Annotated in this window: 18 protein-coding genes and 5 pseudogenes; 14 read left to right on the top strand and 9 right to left on the bottom strand. The window is 38.7% G+C overall.

Annotation, left to right across the window (positions count from 1 at the left end):
• The 8 genes and pseudogenes from OH663_RS20715 to OH663_RS20680 form a co-directional block, all read left to right on the top strand.
• Positions 1–347: integrase core domain-containing protein (locus OH663_RS20715; protein ID WP_263525829.1), on the top strand; the 347-nt coding region annotated here is incomplete at its 5' end.
• 259 nt (positions 348–606) lie between these two features.
• Positions 607–1452: pseudogene (locus OH663_RS20710) on the top strand (DUF6387 family protein).
• Positions 1453–1659: 207 nt separating this feature from the next.
• On the top strand, positions 1660–1866 hold the full coding sequence (locus OH663_RS20705; RefSeq protein ID WP_200012062.1) for a helix-turn-helix transcriptional regulator: 207 nt from the start codon (positions 1660–1662) through the stop codon (positions 1864–1866).
• Positions 1867–2288: 422 nt separating this feature from the next.
• Positions 2289–2585: a hypothetical protein gene (locus OH663_RS20700; RefSeq protein ID WP_200012058.1), complete on the top strand. Its 297-nt coding sequence runs from the start codon at positions 2289–2291 to the stop codon at positions 2583–2585.
• 101 nt (positions 2586–2686) lie between these two features.
• Positions 2687–2924, top strand: a pseudogene (locus tag OH663_RS20695) (H-NS family histone-like protein).
• A gap of 221 nt (positions 2925–3145) precedes the next feature.
• Positions 3146–3952, top strand: coding sequence for a class I SAM-dependent methyltransferase (locus OH663_RS20690; protein ID WP_200012055.1), 807 nt, complete (start codon positions 3146–3148; stop codon positions 3950–3952).
• A gap of 77 nt (positions 3953–4029) precedes the next feature.
• The gene (locus tag OH663_RS20685; protein WP_200012052.1) at positions 4030–4380 is read left to right on the top strand and encodes a DUF6404 family protein; all 351 of its coding nucleotides are present in this window, start codon (positions 4030–4032) and stop codon (positions 4378–4380) included.
• Positions 4381–4424: 44 nt separating this feature from the next.
• On the top strand, positions 4425–5552 hold the full coding sequence (locus tag OH663_RS20680) for a tetratricopeptide repeat protein (protein WP_200012049.1): 1128 nt from the start codon (positions 4425–4427) through the stop codon (positions 5550–5552).
• A gap of 553 nt (positions 5553–6105) precedes the next feature.
• On the opposite strand, the gene OH663_RS20675 is transcribed toward OH663_RS20680, so the two are convergent.
• The 3 genes and pseudogenes from OH663_RS20675 to OH663_RS20665 all read right to left on the bottom strand — a co-directional run.
• Positions 6106–6510, bottom strand: a complete 405-nt coding sequence (locus OH663_RS20675) for an H-NS family histone-like protein (RefSeq protein WP_001621674.1) — start codon at positions 6508–6510, stop codon at positions 6106–6108.
• 160 nt (positions 6511–6670) lie between these two features.
• Positions 6671–7150, bottom strand: coding sequence for a DUF4756 family protein (locus OH663_RS20670; RefSeq protein WP_200012046.1), 480 nt, complete (start codon positions 7148–7150; stop codon positions 6671–6673).
• 87 nt (positions 7151–7237) lie between these two features.
• A pseudogene (locus tag OH663_RS20665) lies at positions 7238–7384 on the bottom strand (MarR family transcriptional regulator); the annotation flags it as partial.
• 43 nt (positions 7385–7427) lie between these two features.
• On the opposite strand from OH663_RS20665, the pseudogene OH663_RS20660 reads away from it, so the two are divergent.
• Both OH663_RS20660 and OH663_RS20655 read left to right on the top strand, forming a co-directional pair.
• Positions 7428–7673, top strand: a pseudogene (locus OH663_RS20660) (hypothetical protein).
• Between the two features lie 141 nt (positions 7674–7814).
• Positions 7815–8555, top strand: a complete 741-nt coding sequence (locus OH663_RS20655; protein ID WP_200012044.1) for a hypothetical protein — start codon at positions 7815–7817, stop codon at positions 8553–8555.
• Between the two features lie 204 nt (positions 8556–8759).
• Here OH663_RS20655 and OH663_RS20650 read toward each other — a convergent pair whose 3' ends face one another.
• The 4 genes and pseudogenes from OH663_RS20650 to mobQ form a co-directional block, all read right to left on the bottom strand.
• Positions 8760–9326 (bottom strand): hypothetical protein, encoded by a 567-nt coding sequence (locus OH663_RS20650; protein WP_200012042.1) that lies wholly within the window; start codon positions 9324–9326, stop codon positions 8760–8762.
• Between the two features lie 46 nt (positions 9327–9372).
• A complete protein-coding gene (locus OH663_RS20645) occupies positions 9373–9867 on the bottom strand; it encodes a hypothetical protein (RefSeq protein ID WP_200012041.1) in 495 nt (164 codons plus the stop codon).
• A gap of 78 nt (positions 9868–9945) precedes the next feature.
• A pseudogene (locus OH663_RS20640) lies at positions 9946–10841 on the bottom strand (MobQ family relaxase); the annotation flags it as partial.
• Between the two features lie 998 nt (positions 10842–11839).
• Complete coding sequence (mobQ, locus tag OH663_RS20635) at positions 11840–13336, bottom strand: MobQ family relaxase (RefSeq protein ID WP_200012040.1); 1497 nt, start codon at positions 13334–13336, stop codon at positions 11840–11842.
• A gap of 645 nt (positions 13337–13981) precedes the next feature.
• Here mobQ and OH663_RS20630 point away from each other — a divergent pair.
• The 4 genes from OH663_RS20630 (at position 13982) to OH663_RS20615 (ending at position 16040) form a co-directional block, all read left to right on the top strand.
• The gene (locus OH663_RS20630) at positions 13982–14287 is read left to right on the top strand and encodes a conjugal transfer protein TraD (protein ID WP_200012039.1); all 306 of its coding nucleotides are present in this window, start codon (positions 13982–13984) and stop codon (positions 14285–14287) included.
• A gap of 392 nt (positions 14288–14679) precedes the next feature.
• Positions 14680–15237, top strand: coding sequence for a type 4 pilus major pilin (locus OH663_RS20625; RefSeq protein ID WP_200012092.1), 558 nt, complete (start codon positions 14680–14682; stop codon positions 15235–15237).
• Between the two features lie 266 nt (positions 15238–15503).
• Entirely contained in the window at positions 15504–15836 is a 333-nt protein-coding gene (locus OH663_RS20620; RefSeq protein ID WP_233617311.1) for a TfoX/Sxy family protein, read from the top strand.
• A gap of 21 nt (positions 15837–15857) precedes the next feature.
• On the top strand, positions 15858–16040 hold the full coding sequence (locus OH663_RS20615) for a glutathione S-transferase N-terminal domain-containing protein (RefSeq protein ID WP_320338370.1): 183 nt from the start codon (positions 15858–15860) through the stop codon (positions 16038–16040).
• Positions 16041–16216: 176 nt separating this feature from the next.
• Here the strand turns inward: OH663_RS20615 and OH663_RS20610 are convergent, their stop codons facing one another.
• Both OH663_RS20610 and OH663_RS20605 read right to left on the bottom strand, forming a co-directional pair.
• On the bottom strand, positions 16217–16414 hold the full coding sequence (locus OH663_RS20610) for a hypothetical protein (RefSeq protein ID WP_163525779.1): 198 nt from the start codon (positions 16412–16414) through the stop codon (positions 16217–16219).
• A 158-nt stretch (positions 16415–16572) separates the two neighbouring features.
• The gene (locus tag OH663_RS20605; protein ID WP_200012038.1) at positions 16573–17799 is read right to left on the bottom strand and encodes a tyrosine-type recombinase/integrase; all 1227 of its coding nucleotides are present in this window, start codon (positions 17797–17799) and stop codon (positions 16573–16575) included.
• Positions 17800–18495 lie beyond the last annotated feature (696 nt).

The raw sequence follows: 18495 nt of genomic DNA, 5'->3' as shown, positions 1-18495 counted from the left end.
TGAGGCGGAGAAAAACGACAGGTCCGCTGGTACATCACTCTGACAGAGGACTGCAATACTGTTCGGTACTTTATCAGTCAGTTCATGAGCGAAACGGAATAACCTGTTCAATGACCGATGGTTACGACTGCTACCAGAATGCGCTGGCTGAGAGAATAAACGGGATACTGAAAAATGAGTTTTTACTCTCGCGCCCGGAGGATCTTGCACAAGCCCGGATGATGATAAAAGAGTCCGTGGTAATTTATAACCATGAACGGCCACATCTGGCCCTGAAATACAAAACGCCCGATGATGTTCATCAGGCGTTTTACAGACAAAAAACTGTCAACCTATATCAGGACTAGTCACTAAAACCCGTCCTTTCTCACTAAAAATCCTTTCAGATACTCATCTTTCGGATGAGGGCAAATTCATTTCGAACCGTGCTCTGTGAAGAAATCAGGGAACAATCCTCCCAGCGTTAAGTCCTCTAACATACTCCGAGCTACATATCAGCATGGGGATCCTGTAGCCCAAACATGTTGCGCTGATGGTTTACTGGACAACCGATTGTTCTGTCGGTTAAAACAGCTAAAGAGAGAGTAATGGATTGCAGGAGGATGGATGAAGAGAAGTGAAATCAGGAAAGCACTGGAAGCATGGTTTGATGTTGAGCGCTATGAGGCGATAGAGAAACTAAGCCTGCAACAGTTTTACGTTGAGATTGAGCGGCGTATCTTGGCCTACAGGATGTTGTTGAGCCGGAATACCATACCGACCCTGAACAGACTTTTGCTGGATGACTACCGCTATAAAATTTTGCGAGGCGAAATCTTTTTCAGTGGTGATACCGCGACCCTTGGACATGAGCTTGCCAGAACCTACGCAGTAAACCCTACGACACGAAGCCACGCGCAATCTTATGCGAAAATGCTGGCATTAACCGAAGCCACTCCCGACCTTTCCGCGTTAAGCGAATCCGAATTTCTGTCAGAGTATCTAAAAGAAACATCGCTGAAAAACCTTGCCCGTATCACTGTCGATATTCATCTGGAAGAGGCATCAACCGAAGAGATCATTGAACATCTGAAAGTGCTAATCCCCCAATGGAAGAGGTAGCTAAAGATGAAAGCTCCTGCTGAACGGGAGTATCGTTTCGGCAAAAGCACGTTCAGAAAAATTATTGAATATCGTCTTATTCCGATGATGGACCTGATTTTCTGGGGTGAGGACAATGGCGTCAAAATCCCGCTTTCACTGATTTCTTCGCTGCTTCACGAAGACAGCGACAACGATCGTGATGAAGGAATGCTAAAGGCAACGGACTACCCGCTGGCAATGGCTTTTCTGACAGATACAAGCTATCTAAAATCGCTTGAAGATTACATTATGCAAAACAATCACTTAAAAGACTCATCTGTAGATAAGCATGTTGAGGACGATAAGAAGAAGAAAAAAGCAGCCAAGTAAAAAGGGTTACGTTCGCTGTGAGCGAACGTGATCGCATCCAGCCTTAACGAATCTTTTTCCGTTCACCTCCCTTCGTATTTTTCAAAAAAATCTTTTATGAACGCCCCTAAAACGTCATAAGTGAATTCGCTATTATTGTTCTCGTCGCAACAACATAGAGAAAAACGAAATCTCGTCGAGATTACGTAAAAAAATAGAGGACAGACAATGAAAAATAATATTAAACGATTTATTCGGGTGCCTGAAGTGCTTAATCGGGTAGGATTCAGTCGCACTACCTTATATGAGCGTATTAAGGAAGGGAACTTTCCAGACAGGGTAAAAATAGGTCCAAGGTGCGTAGCTTTTTTCGAGAGTGAGATAGATGAATGGATTGAAACTACTATTCGAAACTTACGTCAGAACGCAGCATAAAACATAAATACCGTTTCCGGGCGAATAGATGTTTTTCGCTCAGGGACTCTTATTATCTTAAACAATAAAAGGGCGATATATGAAAATAGAACTTAATACGACAGAGCAGTTTATTAGTGAAGCCGAATGTTTGTATAACCATTATATGAATAAACGACTACGAAACCAGTCAGTGCATTCATACCATTTTCTGAAAAATAAGGAGGATATGAACGAAGTGATTGAAAATATTATCGAGAAAACAAAGGTCTTTTTTTATGGGGCCGAAGGTGAACAAAAATCGGAACGGATCTCCGGGAGTGTTAACTATGTGAAAGTAAAACAGCATCTTCGTCGGCTTTGCATTATCTATAAGTGTATATATCGTTGATAGTGCTATAAACATTTGACTATTTTAATATTAAACTAAAGAGGAAATAAAAATGAATACATTTAAGAATAAATCTACTGAAATCTTTTATGTTGTGTCCTTGCATATCTATGCGGAGCTTTTTAGCTCAAAGGATAAAACGACCAGTAATATGATTATGACACATGTAATGGATCATGAGTTTGTCTGTAAACTAATCGATCTGGCGATAAGAAATGCTGAGAAGCATCTTCTGAAAAAAGCATGGAAAAAGAACGCTGCTGGAAAACTGGCTGAAGTCGATTTTAAAGGGGTTAAGCAGGCATTAGCAAAAATGCATTACACCGTTCTGGCGGAGTCAATATGTTGATGTGTTCTGACGTCTATCTGCCCCTTCATGGGACTGATAAAAAATCTGATATGAAGACTAAAAACTGACAGTGAAAATATACTCTACACATGGAGCCAAAAATGATTGATGAATTTCATGTGATGTATATGTATAAAAAAAATCCTAGCAGAAGCCGCAACTACCGACATCAAAATATTGGAACAGCTTCTAAAGAAGTTCCGTCAAGTTGTTGGTGAGCGCCGGGAAGAATACTATCAGGAAATTGGTGAGAAAAAATCACATAAGTTGAAAATGAAAAGATTAGAAAAGTTGATTACGAAAATGGTGTGTGACCGGATTTCACCAGAAGACCTCTGATAACGACAAGATTCTGGAGGAAATTGTATCGGGAATATGCTGCGCTTACGATGAAACTGTCAGAGTAAATCTTTCACATATGCTTCTTTTTGAGATTATTTATAGAAGTAGTGATTGACACACAAGTCTCCTATCGTGAAAATGATAATCATTACCATTTGTGTTATTGGCAGGTTGTGTAATTGTTATGAGGTGTTAACTTTGACAGGGGATTGAAACAGATGAATAAGTTACTATTTGATGACATAGTCTCTGATACTTTGCTTATTCCTTTATGGATGAGGGCCGAAGAGAGTCGTAGACCGGATCGTCTCTTTGAAGATAAGGAAGCTGAAGAACTGGTGAAATTATTGTCTGTTGATTTTTCGAAATTTGAGAATAAGAAACTCACCAGAGTAGGCACTGCAATCCGTGTTCACCTGTTTGACCGTTGGGCGCAAAGAACCTTACGCAGGAAAAAACCAGTTCTGGTTCATGTAGGATGTGGTCTGGATAACCGGTTTAGCCGTGTTGATAATGGTGAAGGGATACATATCAATATTGATTTGCCAGAAGTAATTTCATTTAGAAATAAATTAAATGCAAATAATAATGAACGTAACATATTTATGGTCGGATCAATTCTGGAAACAGAGTGGATGGATTCCTTACTAGACAAATACCCTGAAGGTTCATTTTCTTTCTTAATAGAAGGTGTTCTTGTCTATTTTACCGAGCAACAGGTTAAGCAGCTATTTATTGAACTGATCAAGCGTTTCCGGGGAGCAAGCATCTGCTTCGATGGTTACTCGAATCGACTGGTGAAAAAATCAGACAAGCACGAAACAGTAGGACAGATGAAGGCGCGTTTTAAATGGGGTATTGATGATATAAAACAGCTTGAAAGCTGGAGTCCCCATTTAAAGCATGTCTCGACAGATTATATGATGAAACTTCATCCGAGAAAGTGGGGAAGGTATTCGCTGGTTCGCTTGATTCCGGGCATGGCGAAATGTGCTTTTGTCTCTGTTTTCCGTATAACGCCCTGAATCTGTCTCGTGTGATCAGGTGTTTTTGATAAATTTGTCGGCGGACGCATTCATATGTTCTAATTATGGAAAAACACATGAATTTTGATGAGAAAAAGGAACGCGCCATTGCCATCATGGAAAGCAAGAAAATGTGGCGTAGTAACTATGCGCCTCTTTTGCTACGCCTCGCATGGAAAGCTGGTCTTAAGATCCCACCGTTACCTTTTGCCTCGTTCTGGCAAATTACCCTGCTAATGGGAGGATGGTTCGGTTCGGTATGGGGGATTTTTATGTGGTTTTTTATATGGAGGAGTACGGGGATGCAACCGGGCATAGCATTGGTCTTAAGCATAATCGCAGGTATTTGCTTTGGTATTTTTATGGCTGGGTATTATAGTCATCAAAAGGTAGCCAACAATCTGCCAGACTGGAACAGTCTAGGGTAAACATCTCATTAAAACTATAATGTGTTTAAATGGACAGGGACAGAATGGGAAAAATAAAATATTGGTTAATAGCGGGATTTATTATACTTCTTGTAGTGGTTTATACTGCTATCAGTGACAGGGATTCTACGTTTTCTAGGTTGAAATCAGCAGGTGAAAACGGAGATGTAGAAGCTCAGTATGCTTTGGGTCTCATGTATTTGTATGGAGAAATACTGGATGTCGATTATCAGCAGGCAAAGATTTGGTATGAAAAAGCCGCTGCCCAAAATGATCCGCGTGCGGAGGTTAAACTCGGTGTTATGTATGCAAATGGTCTCGGGGTAAATCAGGATTATCAACAGGCCAAATCTTGGTATGAAAAAGCATCGGTTCAAAATGATGTTGATGCGCAATTTTTGCTTGGAGATATGTATGACGATGGTCTCGGGGTAGGCCAAGACTACCAACAGGCAAAGATGTGGTATGAAAAAGCTGCTGCTCAAAATGATGAGCGTGCTCAGGTCAATCTCGCTGTTCTATACGCAAAGGGTAACGGGGTAGAACAGGATTATCGTCAGGCCAAAAGCTGGTATGAAAAGGCTGCAGCTCAAAATAGCCCTGATGCGCAGTTCGCTCTTGGAATTCTGTATGCCAATGCTAATGGTGTAGAGCAGGACTACCAGCAGGCAAAAGACTGGTATGAGAAAGCAGCAGAACAAAATTTCGCCAATGCTCAGTTTAATCTTGGTATGCTCTATTACAAAGGTGAGGGAGTTAATCAAAACTTTCAGCAAGCCAGAGAATGGCTTGAAAAAGCCGCGTCTCAAAATCAGCTGAATGCTCAATATAATTTAGGTCAGATCTATTACTACGGTCAGGGCGTAACTCAGAGCTATCGAAAGGCGAAGGAATGGTTCGAAAAAGCAGCTGGGGAAGGTCATGTCGATGCCCAGTATAACCTTGGCGTAATATACGAAAATGGTGAAGGGGTTAGGCAGGATTTTCATCAGGCGAGAGCTTGGTATGAAAAGGCTGCTGCTCAAAACGATGCGCAGGCACAGTTCGATCTTGGTGTGATGAATGAACGGGGTGAAGGGGGAGGTATCAACACAGAGCAAGCAAGAACTTGGTTCGGGCTGGCATGCAAGAATGGGCATAAGGAAGGTTGCGAACGTTATGAAAATAACTGAAATGGTTTTTTAGGGGATTTTTTGTCATAACTAAATTTAATTTTAGCATTATAATTTATTTTGATTCTTTTTTGATATGCAAAAATATAGTGTGAGGAGAGGGGCGATAAATAATATACTAAACATTAATACGAATAAGAATAAATTCCTTGATGAGCCAGTGTCACTAAAAAATCTATCCCAAGATTTCTTTGACATTATCTTTTGCGCTGATATTTCTAAAGCATAATATGCAAACGGGTATGCTACAGCACCAATCGCAAGGTATGCTGCAACATAAGGCATATAAGGAACATAAGAATGATATATTTGCCCATTAGACAAATCAGTCAGGATGTTGTAAACCAAGTATCCGCAACCGACTAAACTCCATAAACAATGTCTGAGGTAGTATCTAAACGTCACATTCTTAACCTTAGTAGCGTGAAACAGTAAATGCTGATCCACATTACGATACCGTTCTAATCAAAGGTTTTTCAGTGGAAGCGTCTAAGGTAGAGCGTAAGACGCTTGGGTTTAAAACCGCCAAATTAGGTTGACGGTTTTATTGTGATCAGAGCGCGAAGTCTTCCAGTGTTTTACCAGCTTCGATAGCAGCAGCTATTGCTTTAGGAGTGCGGCCCTGACCCGTCCAAGTCTGCTCATTGCCGTTTTCATCTGTATATTTGTATTTAGCTGGTCGAGGAGTGCGAGTTGATTTTGCTTTAGGCTGAGATGAGCCAACAGCAGCAAGGAGTTCAGCCGGGTCAATACCATCTTCTAACAGTTTCTGACGGAAGGCTTCAAGTTTAGCCTGACGTTCTTCTTGTTCTTTACGGACGGCACTCTCTTCCTCACGACGATCTTCAACGACAGCAGAGAGCTTTTCCAGCATCTCTTCCAGAGTTGCCAGATCTGTTTCACGAGCATGTGCGCGAAGTGTACGAATATTGTTTAGTGCCTTGAGAGCTTCACTCATAGTATGTTATCCGGTGTTTTAAAAGGGGCGTTTAATAAAAATAGTGTATGCGGTGTTGTTGAACAGTCAAAAAATACCAACCAGTCAATAATATAGTAAATATTGTCGGTTAAGCAATCTTAAAAAATCCTATTTGACATGGATAACATAAGATAGTTCTTTAAAGAGACATTTTTTTGCGCTTTTGGCTTGATGGTTCGAACTCTGACGAGATGTGAGAGAGTTGCTCAAGACTCTGTTCAATAGAACGCTGAAACTCCAGAGCGACTCCTGTACGCTGTTTTATGACTAAGGCAAATATTTCATCATCACTTTTTTCTGAAAGTGCTTTACGATATAATGCACGTTCGTTAAATAGATCAAAATTACCTGATGATTTTGCTGATGTGTTAGCTTTTGAACTACTGATAGGATTTAATTCATCAATAAAACATTCAATAAAGGATTCTCTCTTTTTATCCATTCTGCTAAGTTCAGTATGTTCAGACTTAAATTTCTGAACTTTGCTCCATGGAATATCATCAGAACGTAGCCTACGGTATTCATTCCTGTATTCTTCTATCGAAATATGATTTTTTAGTTCTTTGATTGTATATAAATACTGGATTAAATCACTGTTGTCTGTTTTTACTTTTCTCATAAAAATACCTCGTTAACAAATAGTGGATATATTTATATTACGAGATATGGTGTAAGTGTCAAATGGTGTAATATATAGGAAAAAGTTTTATATGTTTTCTTCTTCATCAAACTCATCTTCTTGAGAATAAACATCAAATATGTTGCCTTCTGAAACAGAGTCCCAATCAATATCTTCATCGGGCGTAGAAAGCAAAGGTTTATCATCTTTTTTATTGATTGTTTTCTTTTCGTTTTAAAACCAGTAATGGCTGGAAAGCTAACTAAAAGGATGCTGGATCGTTAAATGCCCTGTTGCTCTGTGGAAAAACAGAGTAGGGGCATGTTTACTCAGGTTGTTTAGCAACAGTTTTATATAATGCCTACCCCAAATGGTATGCCTTCGTGATCTTTTGAGACGTATTTTCTCATTGGCATGTCTACGGGGTATAGAAGAAGCTTATATCAGTCTGCCGATAATGGCTATAGTAGAAATTATTGCTGGCAAAGCTATTTGCTCTGATAACATTTCATTCAGTCAGTGAATTATTTTAGCTGGCGTATTGCATATAAGGTATGACTGCTCTAAGACGGTAGGTTGTTATATGTACGTAAAAGTAATTGATTTGACTAAGTGAGTTATTTTAATATGCATTAATCCAGAATCGATAAGGCATCAAAAAATAATGAACGTCATAGATATTGTAAAAGATTCATGGTTATTCGATGAGCATTTCAAGGGGATCACTGGGCCGCTAATCGTAGCCATTTCTTTCTGGTCAGTAAGATCTATAAGACGACTTTTTTTTCCATTCTTTTGGATCTTCAGGAACAATCTTTCATCCGGTTTTTTAAAACTATCGGTAGATGATAAAATTGATGCCTTAAAAATAATAGGTGAATATAGAGAGAGTGATGAAGAATATAATGTTTTAATTAAAGAGTTAAAGCTAAAACAATATGGTCTGTTTTATCCTCTACCAATACTACAAGCGTTATTCAGTTATATTCATGATAATAATATTCGTATGAATAGCACGGGTTTTTTGTCCTTTTTAGATTGCAATCAGATTTTTGATTACGATAGAGATAAAATGCCAACACATTCATCAAAAAAAATAATTCTTCATTTGATTGCTTATGCCGTATTTATGGTTTTTCTAATCTACTATATCTTGGGCGTATTTAAGTTAATTGGTTCACTATATCATGCGTCTGAAAATTTTATTAATATAATAACATTATTAGCAATGCTTGCTATTGTTATTATAATATTTAGAATCATTTATATTATTTTGGAGAATTCAATATCTTTTATTTGGGCTATTAATTTTTCGAAAAAACTTCGGAAGTATTCATGTTCAATGAAAAGAAAAAAATTACTAGAAAAATATAAAGTAACACCTGAATGTTTTGAGAGGAAATAGTTAACTTATTGTATTGGTTTTTGATGTTGCAAGAATTCTTAACAGAAGATCTCAGTTCATTGACGTTTAAGATGGAAAAATTTAAAGATGGTGTTATATGTCAGAGGGGGACGTCTAAATAGGATTGATGATAGGAGATGGGGAGCGATTATTCGTTCCTCATCTTAGTTTGAGAGTATTATACCAATGTATTAAATAAGGCATTTATTTATTAAACGCGTTTAGAAATTTCTCTTGAATTTCCCTTGTTTTTTTAAGTTCTTCGACAATTGGATTTTTCTCGCCTTCACTTTGCATGAAAGGGCTTAAGTCTATATTGTTTTTTTCAACAACTTCTTTATTCATATAACTGTACGTTGCGGTTATTGTAAATTGTTGTGGTAAAGGATTTTTCGATTCTCCAAAAATAACCCAACCTTGACCAAGGGCGAAGAATAACTCTTGATTGGGCGCTAAGCTATCAATAGTTGATGTAAAAACACTTGTTTCTTTAAGGTTTTTAGTTGGCTCATCGAATTGATAAAAATCCTTATCTAATTCTAATTTTACATTCAAGGCTGGTGTCTTACCGCTATTATAAATTTTCAGGTATAGGAATTGCGAGTGAGGTCTTACCATTGGCTGGATTATTATATAAGGACGAGACATTGCCTCGGTTTGCTCATTCATTATCTGAGCTGTTCGTTCGCTTATTCTCGACATCTTGTATGTCAAAAAGGCATAAATTCCTGTAATGATAACAAGAATTGCTGTAAGTATTTCCATTGTCATGATTAACTCCTAAGTATAATGATTCATACCAGTAAGGTATAATATTTTAACTATTATTGCATTCTTTTCTGTTGAATAGTTGATTATATCCAAGCTCCATTTCTTCAATAAAATCTTCACTAAATGTTGGAAATCCATGTATAATAGGTTCTTTATCTCGAATTTTAAATAATTTATAAAGATAGCTACTTTCTTTGTGTGAGATATGTATGACAGGGAATGGCCTATTTTTTATAATGTTATTATTTAGTTCTTTATCATCAATAATGTTATATTGATCCCCTGTTATATCAACTACAATGTTATCTATCTCAAGCCAGTAATGAGTTATTTGGCTATTTTTCCCGGTAGCTGCGCTAACTCCTTTTATCACAAGTTCAGGCCATAGTGTAAGGAAATGGTAAGAAAGAAGCATTGATGTAAGCTTACAACTCATAACAGGAAAACAGTCTATAACAAGACTGGTGTTCTTTTTATCACAACTTTCAATTAATCTACGAAACTTAACTGCTTCTTCTTTTATTTCGTTGATAGTTGGCAAGATCAACTCCCTAATCACATGATTTGCTGAACTTTTAATATATACGATACTAAGATCATTAAAAAGTATGCTCTATATTTAATGTCTTTTATGGCTCGGTGGACTCAGTTTTGGCGCGCTTCCTTGCCTAATGTGTTCTGGTGGCATTGAAGGTGTGAGATCTATGCTTTTATTAACTTCCGGCTGTTCCTGATTAGGACGGCTTGGGAAACGCTTGATCTTATCAGGTGTTAATTTATAGTCACCATTGTTAAATTTGGTACGTTTTTCAAACTCCGAGCGTGGAATATTGACACCCAGCACTTCAGCATAGACATAGTTCTCTGAGATACGCTTATCATGGTCAGCATCAGTGGTATCGGGTTTCCTTTTGGCCCATATAAATTTCTCTCTTATATATCCTACTATCAGTAGCGTGAAACGTTTAAACAAACCGCTCTGGTGGGGCTTGGTCTGTTTCCTACTCCTCACTGGAGCACGGTTCATCGCTCTGGTGTTTTGAAGAGATGGGGTTTTCAATTGAGTGGATGTATTTGGTTCAGGGGCAACCAGAACAGGGGAATTCTTCCCTGAAACATTTACTTTACTGACCTTATTAGGATTACGGTAAGATTTTGCTGCTGGTCTTCTGCTTATGTGCTTATGGATGGTGTCGCCATAGCAGGTTGCTGTTCTACTGTTGCCGGGTAGTCTGGAATAACAATCTCTTCGGGTTCAGCAAGATGTGTAATCGTAAAGCTTCTGACATCAACCACGATCTCCAGTGGTAGCTCACTGAATGTTGTGTAGACCTTCTTGGCCTCTTCAATTTGAAGATTGCGTAGGGCTTGTTCAGCAGCACGCTGTTGCTGTGCTTCCTTGGCACGATGAACACGTTGCATTGCTGGACGGTTTGTTTCTGTTGCCTTGGCAAGCCAGAATGCTTTCTCTTCAGCGCTGAATGCTTTTTCTGCTTGGGTCAGAGCATCAACACAAATTAACGATCACTTTCAGGTATTCACTTCCGCATCTTGAGGTTTATTGGATTATGAGTGGAGTAAAAGGAAATAACTCTATTGATAAATGCAAAAACAAAAATTTGGGGGGTCTCTGCAGATTTTTATACAATTATTGACAAGGAGTATCAAACTTGATACTTGATTATTTAAATATTAGAAATTGGTGATGTGTGTGTTTTTTTTTCGGAGGTTACAGTGGTACATTTTTTATCTTATTTATATCAAAAAAGAAGAAAGCATCTTTACTTTCTGGTTGCTATGCTTTCTTTGAATGTTTTAGCTGTAAGTCAAAGGGAATATGTTGTTAACCTAATATAGTTTTTTATTACGTTATTTTGGGGTGGTATCCTTAGCGCTGACATATATAGCGATAAGGATACTGAGGAATGAGTTATTTTTTATATTTTAATATATACATTTCCCATGCATCAGCACAACTTATAGAGAATCGAATGGATGCGGAAACAGCAAAAAAGTTGGTGGCTAAAAATCCTTTATAATCTCGCATATAGTTTTCAAAAAAATTAATTTCTGCGTTGCCTGTGTTAGTAACAAGATATGCAGATGTTATAGCCGCTAAACCATACAAGACACAATCGGAGCTATACTTCAATTCATCTTTATAATCCTTGTATGTGTAAATAGTTAACATGCACCCCAAAATTATCGGCAGAAGAAAGAGTATTTGAATATAATAAATCAAAACACCACGACCTGCTAAATTAGATATGAATGCTATCGTTGTTAATATGACGATTTTTCTGAATATTAATCCTTTTTTTAATGGATGTGTTTTGAATAGAAGTATAAATTCCCCTTTTGAAAAAAGAAATAGCCTCCATGTTAACGAACAAATCTCTCTGTGCACTTTAAATATTGTATCTCTAAGGGGCATTTTATAACCTCATATGATGTAGTGAAATTTATAGTACGAAAAAATATCATGGTTTCAGGTCATAGCCTATATGTTATTATTACTTAGTAAGATTCCTCTGTCGTCTCAACTTAGGAGCACCTGCTTTGTGGATTTGTGATAGGGAAGGAAGGGGGTTCTCAAGATGATGCTGTTCTTTTTTTGGACGACTTGGGAAACGAACGGTTTCGCTACCATCTGATCCTTTGCCAGAGAATCCAGATTGTGTTGGTTTTTGACCACTGTTAAATTTGGCGCGTTTTTCAAACTCTGAGCGTGGAACATTGATACCCAGTACTTCATCATAGATATAGTTTTCTGCGATACGCTTGTCATGGTCAGCATCAGTGGTCTCTGGTTTCCTTCTGGCCCATATAAATCTCTCTTTGAAGAAGTCCACCACAAGTAAGGTAAATCGCTTAAACAGAGCATTTTGACGTGCCTTGACCTTCCTCTTTCTGGATCTAACAGGAGCACGGTTTATCGCTCTGAGGTTTTGAAGAGATGGGGTTTTCAATTTAGTGGATGCATTTGGTTCAGGAGCAACCAGAACAGGGGATTTCTTCCCTGCGGCACTAACTTTGCTGATCTTATTAGGATCACGATAAGATTTTACTGCTGGCCTTCTGTATGGTGCCGGTGCCGTCATAACCGGCGACTGTTTTTCTGTTACCGGGTAGTCAGGAAGAATGATTTCTTCGGATTCAGCAAGATGTGTAATCGTAAAACTTCTGACATCAACGACGATCTCCAGTGGTAGCTCACTGAATGTGTTGTAGACCTTCTTCGCTTCCTCTATTTGCTGATCACGTTGAGCTTGTTCGGCAGCTCGTTGTTCCTGTGACTCGGAGTCATTCCACTTGGCACGATGAACACGCTGCATTGTCGGACGGTTAGTTTCTGTTGCCTTGGCAAGCCAGAATGCTTTTTCTTCTGAGCTGAATGCTTCTTCTGCTTGGGCAAGGGCATCAGCACATTGAGTTTTGAGAGAACGATGATCGATACGTTCTTCGCTTCCAGCAGCTTCAAGGTAGCTGTTTGAAATGGTGGCCCACGACTCACGCCACTGAACAACCATCTTCTTGTCATTCCAGCCCCTGTCTTTTTTACCAAAACCAGCAGCGGTGATAGTTTTCAGGGTCAACATAACATGTGCATGCGGGTTTTTACCCTCCAGATCATGAAATGCGATATCAGCAATCATTCCCTTATCAATAAAGTTCATCTGGCAGTATTCGGCAACTAATTTTTTCTTGTCGTCATTGTTTAGTTCTACAGGAATAGCGACATCAAAATAACGGGCTGTTTGACCATTGTTCTGGCGTTCCACTCTCTCAACTTCATTCCATAGTGCTGATGAGCTTTCGATAATATGAGAAGGAGCGGAAACAGGGGCTAATATAATATGACCATGTAGATCTGTTCTGTGGCTGAAATCGAAAACCTGTCCAATGCGATCATCTGTAATACGTGTACGGGCATGGTAGGCAGCTTTCGCAACGGAAGTCATGCCTTCGCTTCGTTTCACAATTTTAAAATCCAGATGAAAAATCGCCATTACAAATATAACCTCAAATATAAATGCTGCTGTTAGTTTTTCGCCAGGAAAACTTCGGTGTTGACGTTGACCTAGGTTTTGCTTTTAACCTACGGCAGGCAACCGTCGGTAGACCCCACACGCTCACGAAGTGAGTGTATAGGTGGGCATTGTCTTTAAAAAAATAAGCCACTGTAAAAACTTCCCCTTAGTTAATTAATACGAAATATACTGATGGTTGTAAAATGATGCGTTAAATTAAACGACATAAACAGGATTAAAGGTGTAGGTTTTACGTCTGAAGGACAAAATAGTAAAGAAAAGGCCCGTCAGGGCAAAAGAAGTACTAATTGTTCCCGCCGTAAGGCGGGATAGCTAAATTTGATGGAAAAGTCAATAAAACAGAAAGTGTTATGTGTTGCACAATTCGTAGGTTGAGGTTAGAAAACAGAGTTTAAAATTGATAGGTGAAAATAAAATAACAAAAGTACAAAAATAAGTAACACGGAGAGTGCCGGATTTTTTTAGTTAGTGAACACTATCAAATGCGTTTCACTATCTTATTTATGTACGCTCCAAGTTTTTTCTTCTGACAAAACGGTGTAAATTTGACGTTATTTATCTTTGTGGTAATTAAAATAAGATATAACAATCGAAGGAGGTAGTATGGATAATGAAAGTAAAAGATCAAGAACAGAAAAAATATTAAAGCAAAAAGTGGCATTTGCTCAACTTGAACTTAACCGCCTTAAGTCAATGGAAAAATCAGAGCAAAAGAAAGTTGAAACAAGACTCAAGATTATTCTTGGGGCGGAAGTAGCTAAGGCTATGAATTGTGGCGTCGAACAGGTGGATAAAGAACTTGTTATGGGGATTTTACTTTCAGCGTCTGAGTTGAATGATATTGAAAGAATCAGATATATAAAAGCAGGGAGATGGTTTCTTGCTCAAATGGATGAAAGACAAAAATAAAAAAAACAAATAAATTTTATGATAGGGGTTGATATCTAATAAATCTCTGTTATCTATATAAAAGAACAGAACGCTGAATGATCTTTTTATTAATACATATTTTTTCCTTTCAACTCATGCGTTCTGTTCCACACAATAATTGTTTAATCTTTATTTTGTTTTATCATTATTATCACTTTTCATGAGAAACGTTAGTCTTTTATGATTAAGTGATGATAGATAAGAAGTGATAGTAAATGTTGTTTTTAAGTCTCCAGAAGGGCAAAGAGAAATCTTTGCCTTTTCTAATGTAATCCACTCGTCGGGATAATTAACATAATATCATTGAATAGGGTTGTTTATTTATCTTCATCGTTTATATCTCTTTTTGTCATTAAAACAAAAAGGAGATGATGATGATTTTATTGAAAAAAAGAAAAAATAAGAAAGGTTTCTCACTACTTGAATTATTACTTGTGTTAGGGATTGTTGCAGCATTAGTGGTTGCGGCTTTTATTGTGTATCCCAAGGTTCAGGCTTCACAAAGAGCGCAAGCGGAAAGTAATAGCATTGCCACTATACAGGCAGGTGTTAAAGCACTCTATACGTCAGCATCCAGTTTTACCGGACTAACGAACACCGTTGCTGTTCAGGCAAAAATCTTCCCTGACAATATGTTGAGTGGAACAGGTAATACAGCAAAGCCCATTAACGCATTCAAAGGGAATGTCACGCTGGCGGCTGCAGCTACAGGACCATCATCAACGGCTGGCTCTTCTTTTACTATTACCTACAGCAATGTGCCTGCAGCGGAGTGTGTGAAGATTGCAACCGCAGCAGCAGGGAATTTTTATATTGCTACGGTCGGAACGAAGGTGGTTAAATCTGCTGGCGGAATGCTTGATGTAGCAGTGACAGCAGCTGCTTGTAATAGCGCAACGAACAACACATTAGTATTCACTTCTATTTAAATAAATATATTTATTTCGTTGATACAGAAAAGGGTTGTATGGCTCTTTTCTTTTTGTAAATCAACGGAGCCAAACAGCATCATTCATTATAATCGTTTCATTTATGGGACAATGCTAAGTTTATAACATGATTGTCTTTTAGTTGACAAAAACACGAATAAACATAAAAGGTTTATATTTTTATCTATTGTGATAAGAATATGTGAGTGTAAATTATATTGTAATGATTTTTGAAGTAGTGTAATTGATTATGAACGAATAAAGACATGACAGGTGATACGGAGATGGCCTCAACAAAAAAATATCTGGAGTTCATATTAGGACAGTTATCATCATTAGAAGAAATAACTTCACGCGCAATGATGGGGGAGTTCATTATTTACTATCTCGGAAAGATTGTTGGCGGTATCTATGATGATCGTTTTCTTATCAAACCCGTTCGTTCTGCAAAAGCTTATATGCCTGTCGTTTCATATGAGTTGCCTTATGAAGGGGGAAAGGAAATGCTGTTGGTGGATAACGTCGATGATAAAGAATTTTTAGCAGGATTACTTGATGCAATGTATGATGAACTGCCGTTGCCTAAAGCCAAAAAATAACAGAGGAATAGGACAGTACAAATATATACATACCCTAAAAGCCGTTCACTGAGAGTTCTATGGGTTTTAGAAGAGCTTCACATATCTTATGAAACAATAAAGGTTGATCCGCTCGAGCCTAATCCAGCCATAAAATCACCACATCCGAGAGGAAAGGTTCCGTATCAGATTGATGGCAATAATCATCTATTGATGAGACATTAGCAATTTGTTGCTATCTTTGTGATAAATATAATGGAACAGCGCTTTATTCTTCTGACTTAAAGACTAGAGCTTCGTTCGACAGGGCAATGAGTAGGACTGCTTCCAATAAACCTCAAGATGCCGTTTAAGAGCAACCTAACCAGCACAGCCCTTATCATGCCTCATGTCAAAAGAAGTTAATCTTCTTCTCTGAACAGAGTGGTCTTACACTTAGCACAAAGGATTCTTCTGTGATTATCCCACACCTGTATCAAACCAACATCACTGAATTTTTCATGACCACAACTGTAGCAGGATATTTTACTTAGATTGTGCTTTTTAATATATTCCTCTCTGGTTGGAAGTTGTTTCCAGTAGCCTAACAGTCCGGGCATAATTTCTCCTTGAGCTGTGTTCTGAAATTAATATCTTCTATCTATTACATTAACCCAACTGATTTAGTAAGAAATTATGCTTTATCACATTTTGGAGTGTGTAAGCTACTACCATTGCATTTGTAGCACTGTTATCGATGATAATGCTTATAAGTAGCTTAGCTGTTGGCAATACAATACCCCGACCAATCATCCATCAGCGCCACCCGCTTAGGCCACAACGTCCCACGCTGATACGCTGCCTCATCCTTATCTGCCAGCTGGTGCGCCAATGCATGTTCAATAACCTCACGTTGATAGTCCGTTGTTTCACCAGCCCACTCACGGAAAGTAGAACGGAAGCCATGTTGTGTTAAACCACTATGTCCCATTCGTTTCAATATAGCCAATAACGACATATCAGAAAGGGTTTCAGCGCGAGGGGCGGGGAATACATGATTGTTATCTTTCAATCGTGGTAAATCCTTTAACAGAGCAACAACAGCATCAGATAGAGGAACCCGGTGTTCTTTTGCTGCTTTCATACGACTGGCGGGAATAGACCATGTTTTACCTTTCAGATCGATCTCTGACCACTCTGCGCCACGAACTTCACCAGATCGAGAAGCCGTCAGGATAGAAAACTCCAACGCACGGGCTGAGATTCCTTTACGTTTGCGCAATTCAGACATAAAAGAACTGATTTCTTCATAAGGTAATGACGCATGGTGTTTCTGATCTTGCACTTTGCTTGGTAAGGGGAGGAGGGGTTTCAACATGCCTTTCCATGCTGCTGGGTTATCACCTTCAAAATACTCTTTAGCCTTTGCGTAATCGATGATGGCTTCAATACGACCACGAAGACGGCTAGCCGTCTCATTCTTGGTTAACCAAATCGGCTCCAGTATTGCCAGAAGATCAACTTTTGTGATTTCACCAATCACTTTTTGCCCAATGAACGGGTAGGCATAGGTTTCCAGTGTCGATCGCCACTGCGCCACATGCTTTTTATTCTTAAGCTCGCTATTTTTGATTTCTATCACGGCTTCAGCGCATTCACGAAATGTCTTTTGCTTACGTGCCAGAGCTTCTTGAGCCGCTTTTCGAGCGTGTTTTACTGCTAGGGGATCAATGCCATTACGGATCTGCTTACGGAGTTCACGCGCCTTATCGCGCGCTTCTGACAACGAAATTTCGGGATAGGGACCTAATCCCATGTTGAGGCGGCGGGGAACTGTTTGACCCGCTTTATTGATGCGGGTCCCCATTACAATACGCAAGCCCCAAACTCGTGAGCGTCCGATAATCCGAAGATATAGGCCATCAGCGCCACCAACGTAATATTCTGCATCGGCCTTAAGTTTAGAAACAGCCAGTGCAGACAGTTCTTTAGCTTTCTTTGGCATAGGTAGTATTTCATCGTGGTGCATTGGATGGTGCATAAAATGACAGATTTTAGACTGTTTAGCAATACATTACCGAACACTAAATAATGACAACATATTGTTTTATATTTAAAAATTAGTGTTAATTTAGAGTTGGACGGACACTAACATGGCGGACTACGCCTCCGCCAAATAAAAGAAGGGGTTACCGAAAGGTAACCCCTTCTTGCTTTGGGCGGTTGTATACTGTTGGTATCTTTTCAATATTATGAAGCCTACTACCGGGCTTTTGGGTGTGAATTTTCCTGTCCTTGCTCGTTCAAAACTGGCGTGGTTTTTATCTTTCGAACATAAGCCAGAAGCTGGTTTTCTGTTTTATCGCCTAAGAAACGTTACTTCTCCCGGCTACTGCTTTCGTAATTCGAAACTCTTTTGACTTTAGTATCGTGAAATGTACATCCACTGTGCACCAGTTGTATGGCGCAGCGCAGACGTGATGACCATTCTTGTAATCTGCTTCGTGTCGGTTTTGTTCTCCTCAATAATCGTACCTGTCAGCACGATTCTTACTTCTCCTTGTACACAAATCAAAATTCGCAAAAGGTTGCCTTACTTTTTATTAAATGATATTAATTATCATTATCATTGACGAATAATTATAATAATAAGAATACCTGGGAAGGGTGTGAGCTTAACGAACAACCACTTTAAAGTTAG

This window comes from Citrobacter sp. Marseille-Q5395, assembly GCF_947057495.1.
In the GTDB taxonomy this organism is placed as follows: Bacteria; Pseudomonadota; Gammaproteobacteria; order Enterobacterales; family Enterobacteriaceae; genus Citrobacter; species Citrobacter murliniae.
Note: the sequence above shows the minus strand (reverse complement) of the source record. Positions and strands in the feature narration are given on the sequence as shown.

Excerpts from the sequence above, each read along its gene's own strand:
- OH663_RS20705 (WP_200012062.1), top strand. The coding sequence starts at position 1,660 with ATGAAAAATAATATTAAACGATTTATTCGGGTGCCTGAAGTGCTTAAT.
- OH663_RS20700 (WP_200012058.1), top strand. The coding sequence starts at position 2,289 with ATGAATACATTTAAGAATAAATCTACTGAAATCTTTTATGTTGTGTCC.
- OH663_RS20690 (WP_200012055.1), top strand. The coding sequence starts at position 3,146 with ATGAATAAGTTACTATTTGATGACATAGTCTCTGATACTTTGCTTATT.
- OH663_RS20685 (WP_200012052.1), top strand. The coding sequence starts at position 4,030 with ATGAATTTTGATGAGAAAAAGGAACGCGCCATTGCCATCATGGAAAGC.
- OH663_RS20680 (WP_200012049.1), top strand. The coding sequence starts at position 4,425 with ATGGGAAAAATAAAATATTGGTTAATAGCGGGATTTATTATACTTCTT.
- OH663_RS20675 (WP_001621674.1), bottom strand. The coding sequence starts at position 6,510 with ATGAGTGAAGCTCTCAAGGCACTAAACAATATTCGTACACTTCGCGCA.
- OH663_RS20670 (WP_200012046.1), bottom strand. The coding sequence starts at position 7,150 with ATGAGAAAAGTAAAAACAGACAACAGTGATTTAATCCAGTATTTATAT.
- OH663_RS20655 (WP_200012044.1), top strand. The coding sequence starts at position 7,815 with ATGAACGTCATAGATATTGTAAAAGATTCATGGTTATTCGATGAGCAT.
- OH663_RS20650 (WP_200012042.1), bottom strand. The coding sequence starts at position 9,326 with ATGACAATGGAAATACTTACAGCAATTCTTGTTATCATTACAGGAATT.
- mobQ (WP_200012040.1), bottom strand. The coding sequence starts at position 13,336 with ATGGCGATTTTTCATCTGGATTTTAAAATTGTGAAACGAAGCGAAGGC.
- OH663_RS20630 (WP_200012039.1), top strand. The coding sequence starts at position 13,982 with ATGGATAATGAAAGTAAAAGATCAAGAACAGAAAAAATATTAAAGCAA.
- OH663_RS20625 (WP_200012092.1), top strand. The coding sequence starts at position 14,680 with ATGATGATTTTATTGAAAAAAAGAAAAAATAAGAAAGGTTTCTCACTA.
- OH663_RS20620 (WP_233617311.1), top strand. The coding sequence starts at position 15,504 with ATGACAGGTGATACGGAGATGGCCTCAACAAAAAAATATCTGGAGTTC.
- OH663_RS20610 (WP_163525779.1), bottom strand. The coding sequence starts at position 16,414 with ATGCCCGGACTGTTAGGCTACTGGAAACAACTTCCAACCAGAGAGGAA.
- OH663_RS20605 (WP_200012038.1), bottom strand. The coding sequence starts at position 17,799 with ATGCCAAAGAAAGCTAAAGAACTGTCTGCACTGGCTGTTTCTAAACTT.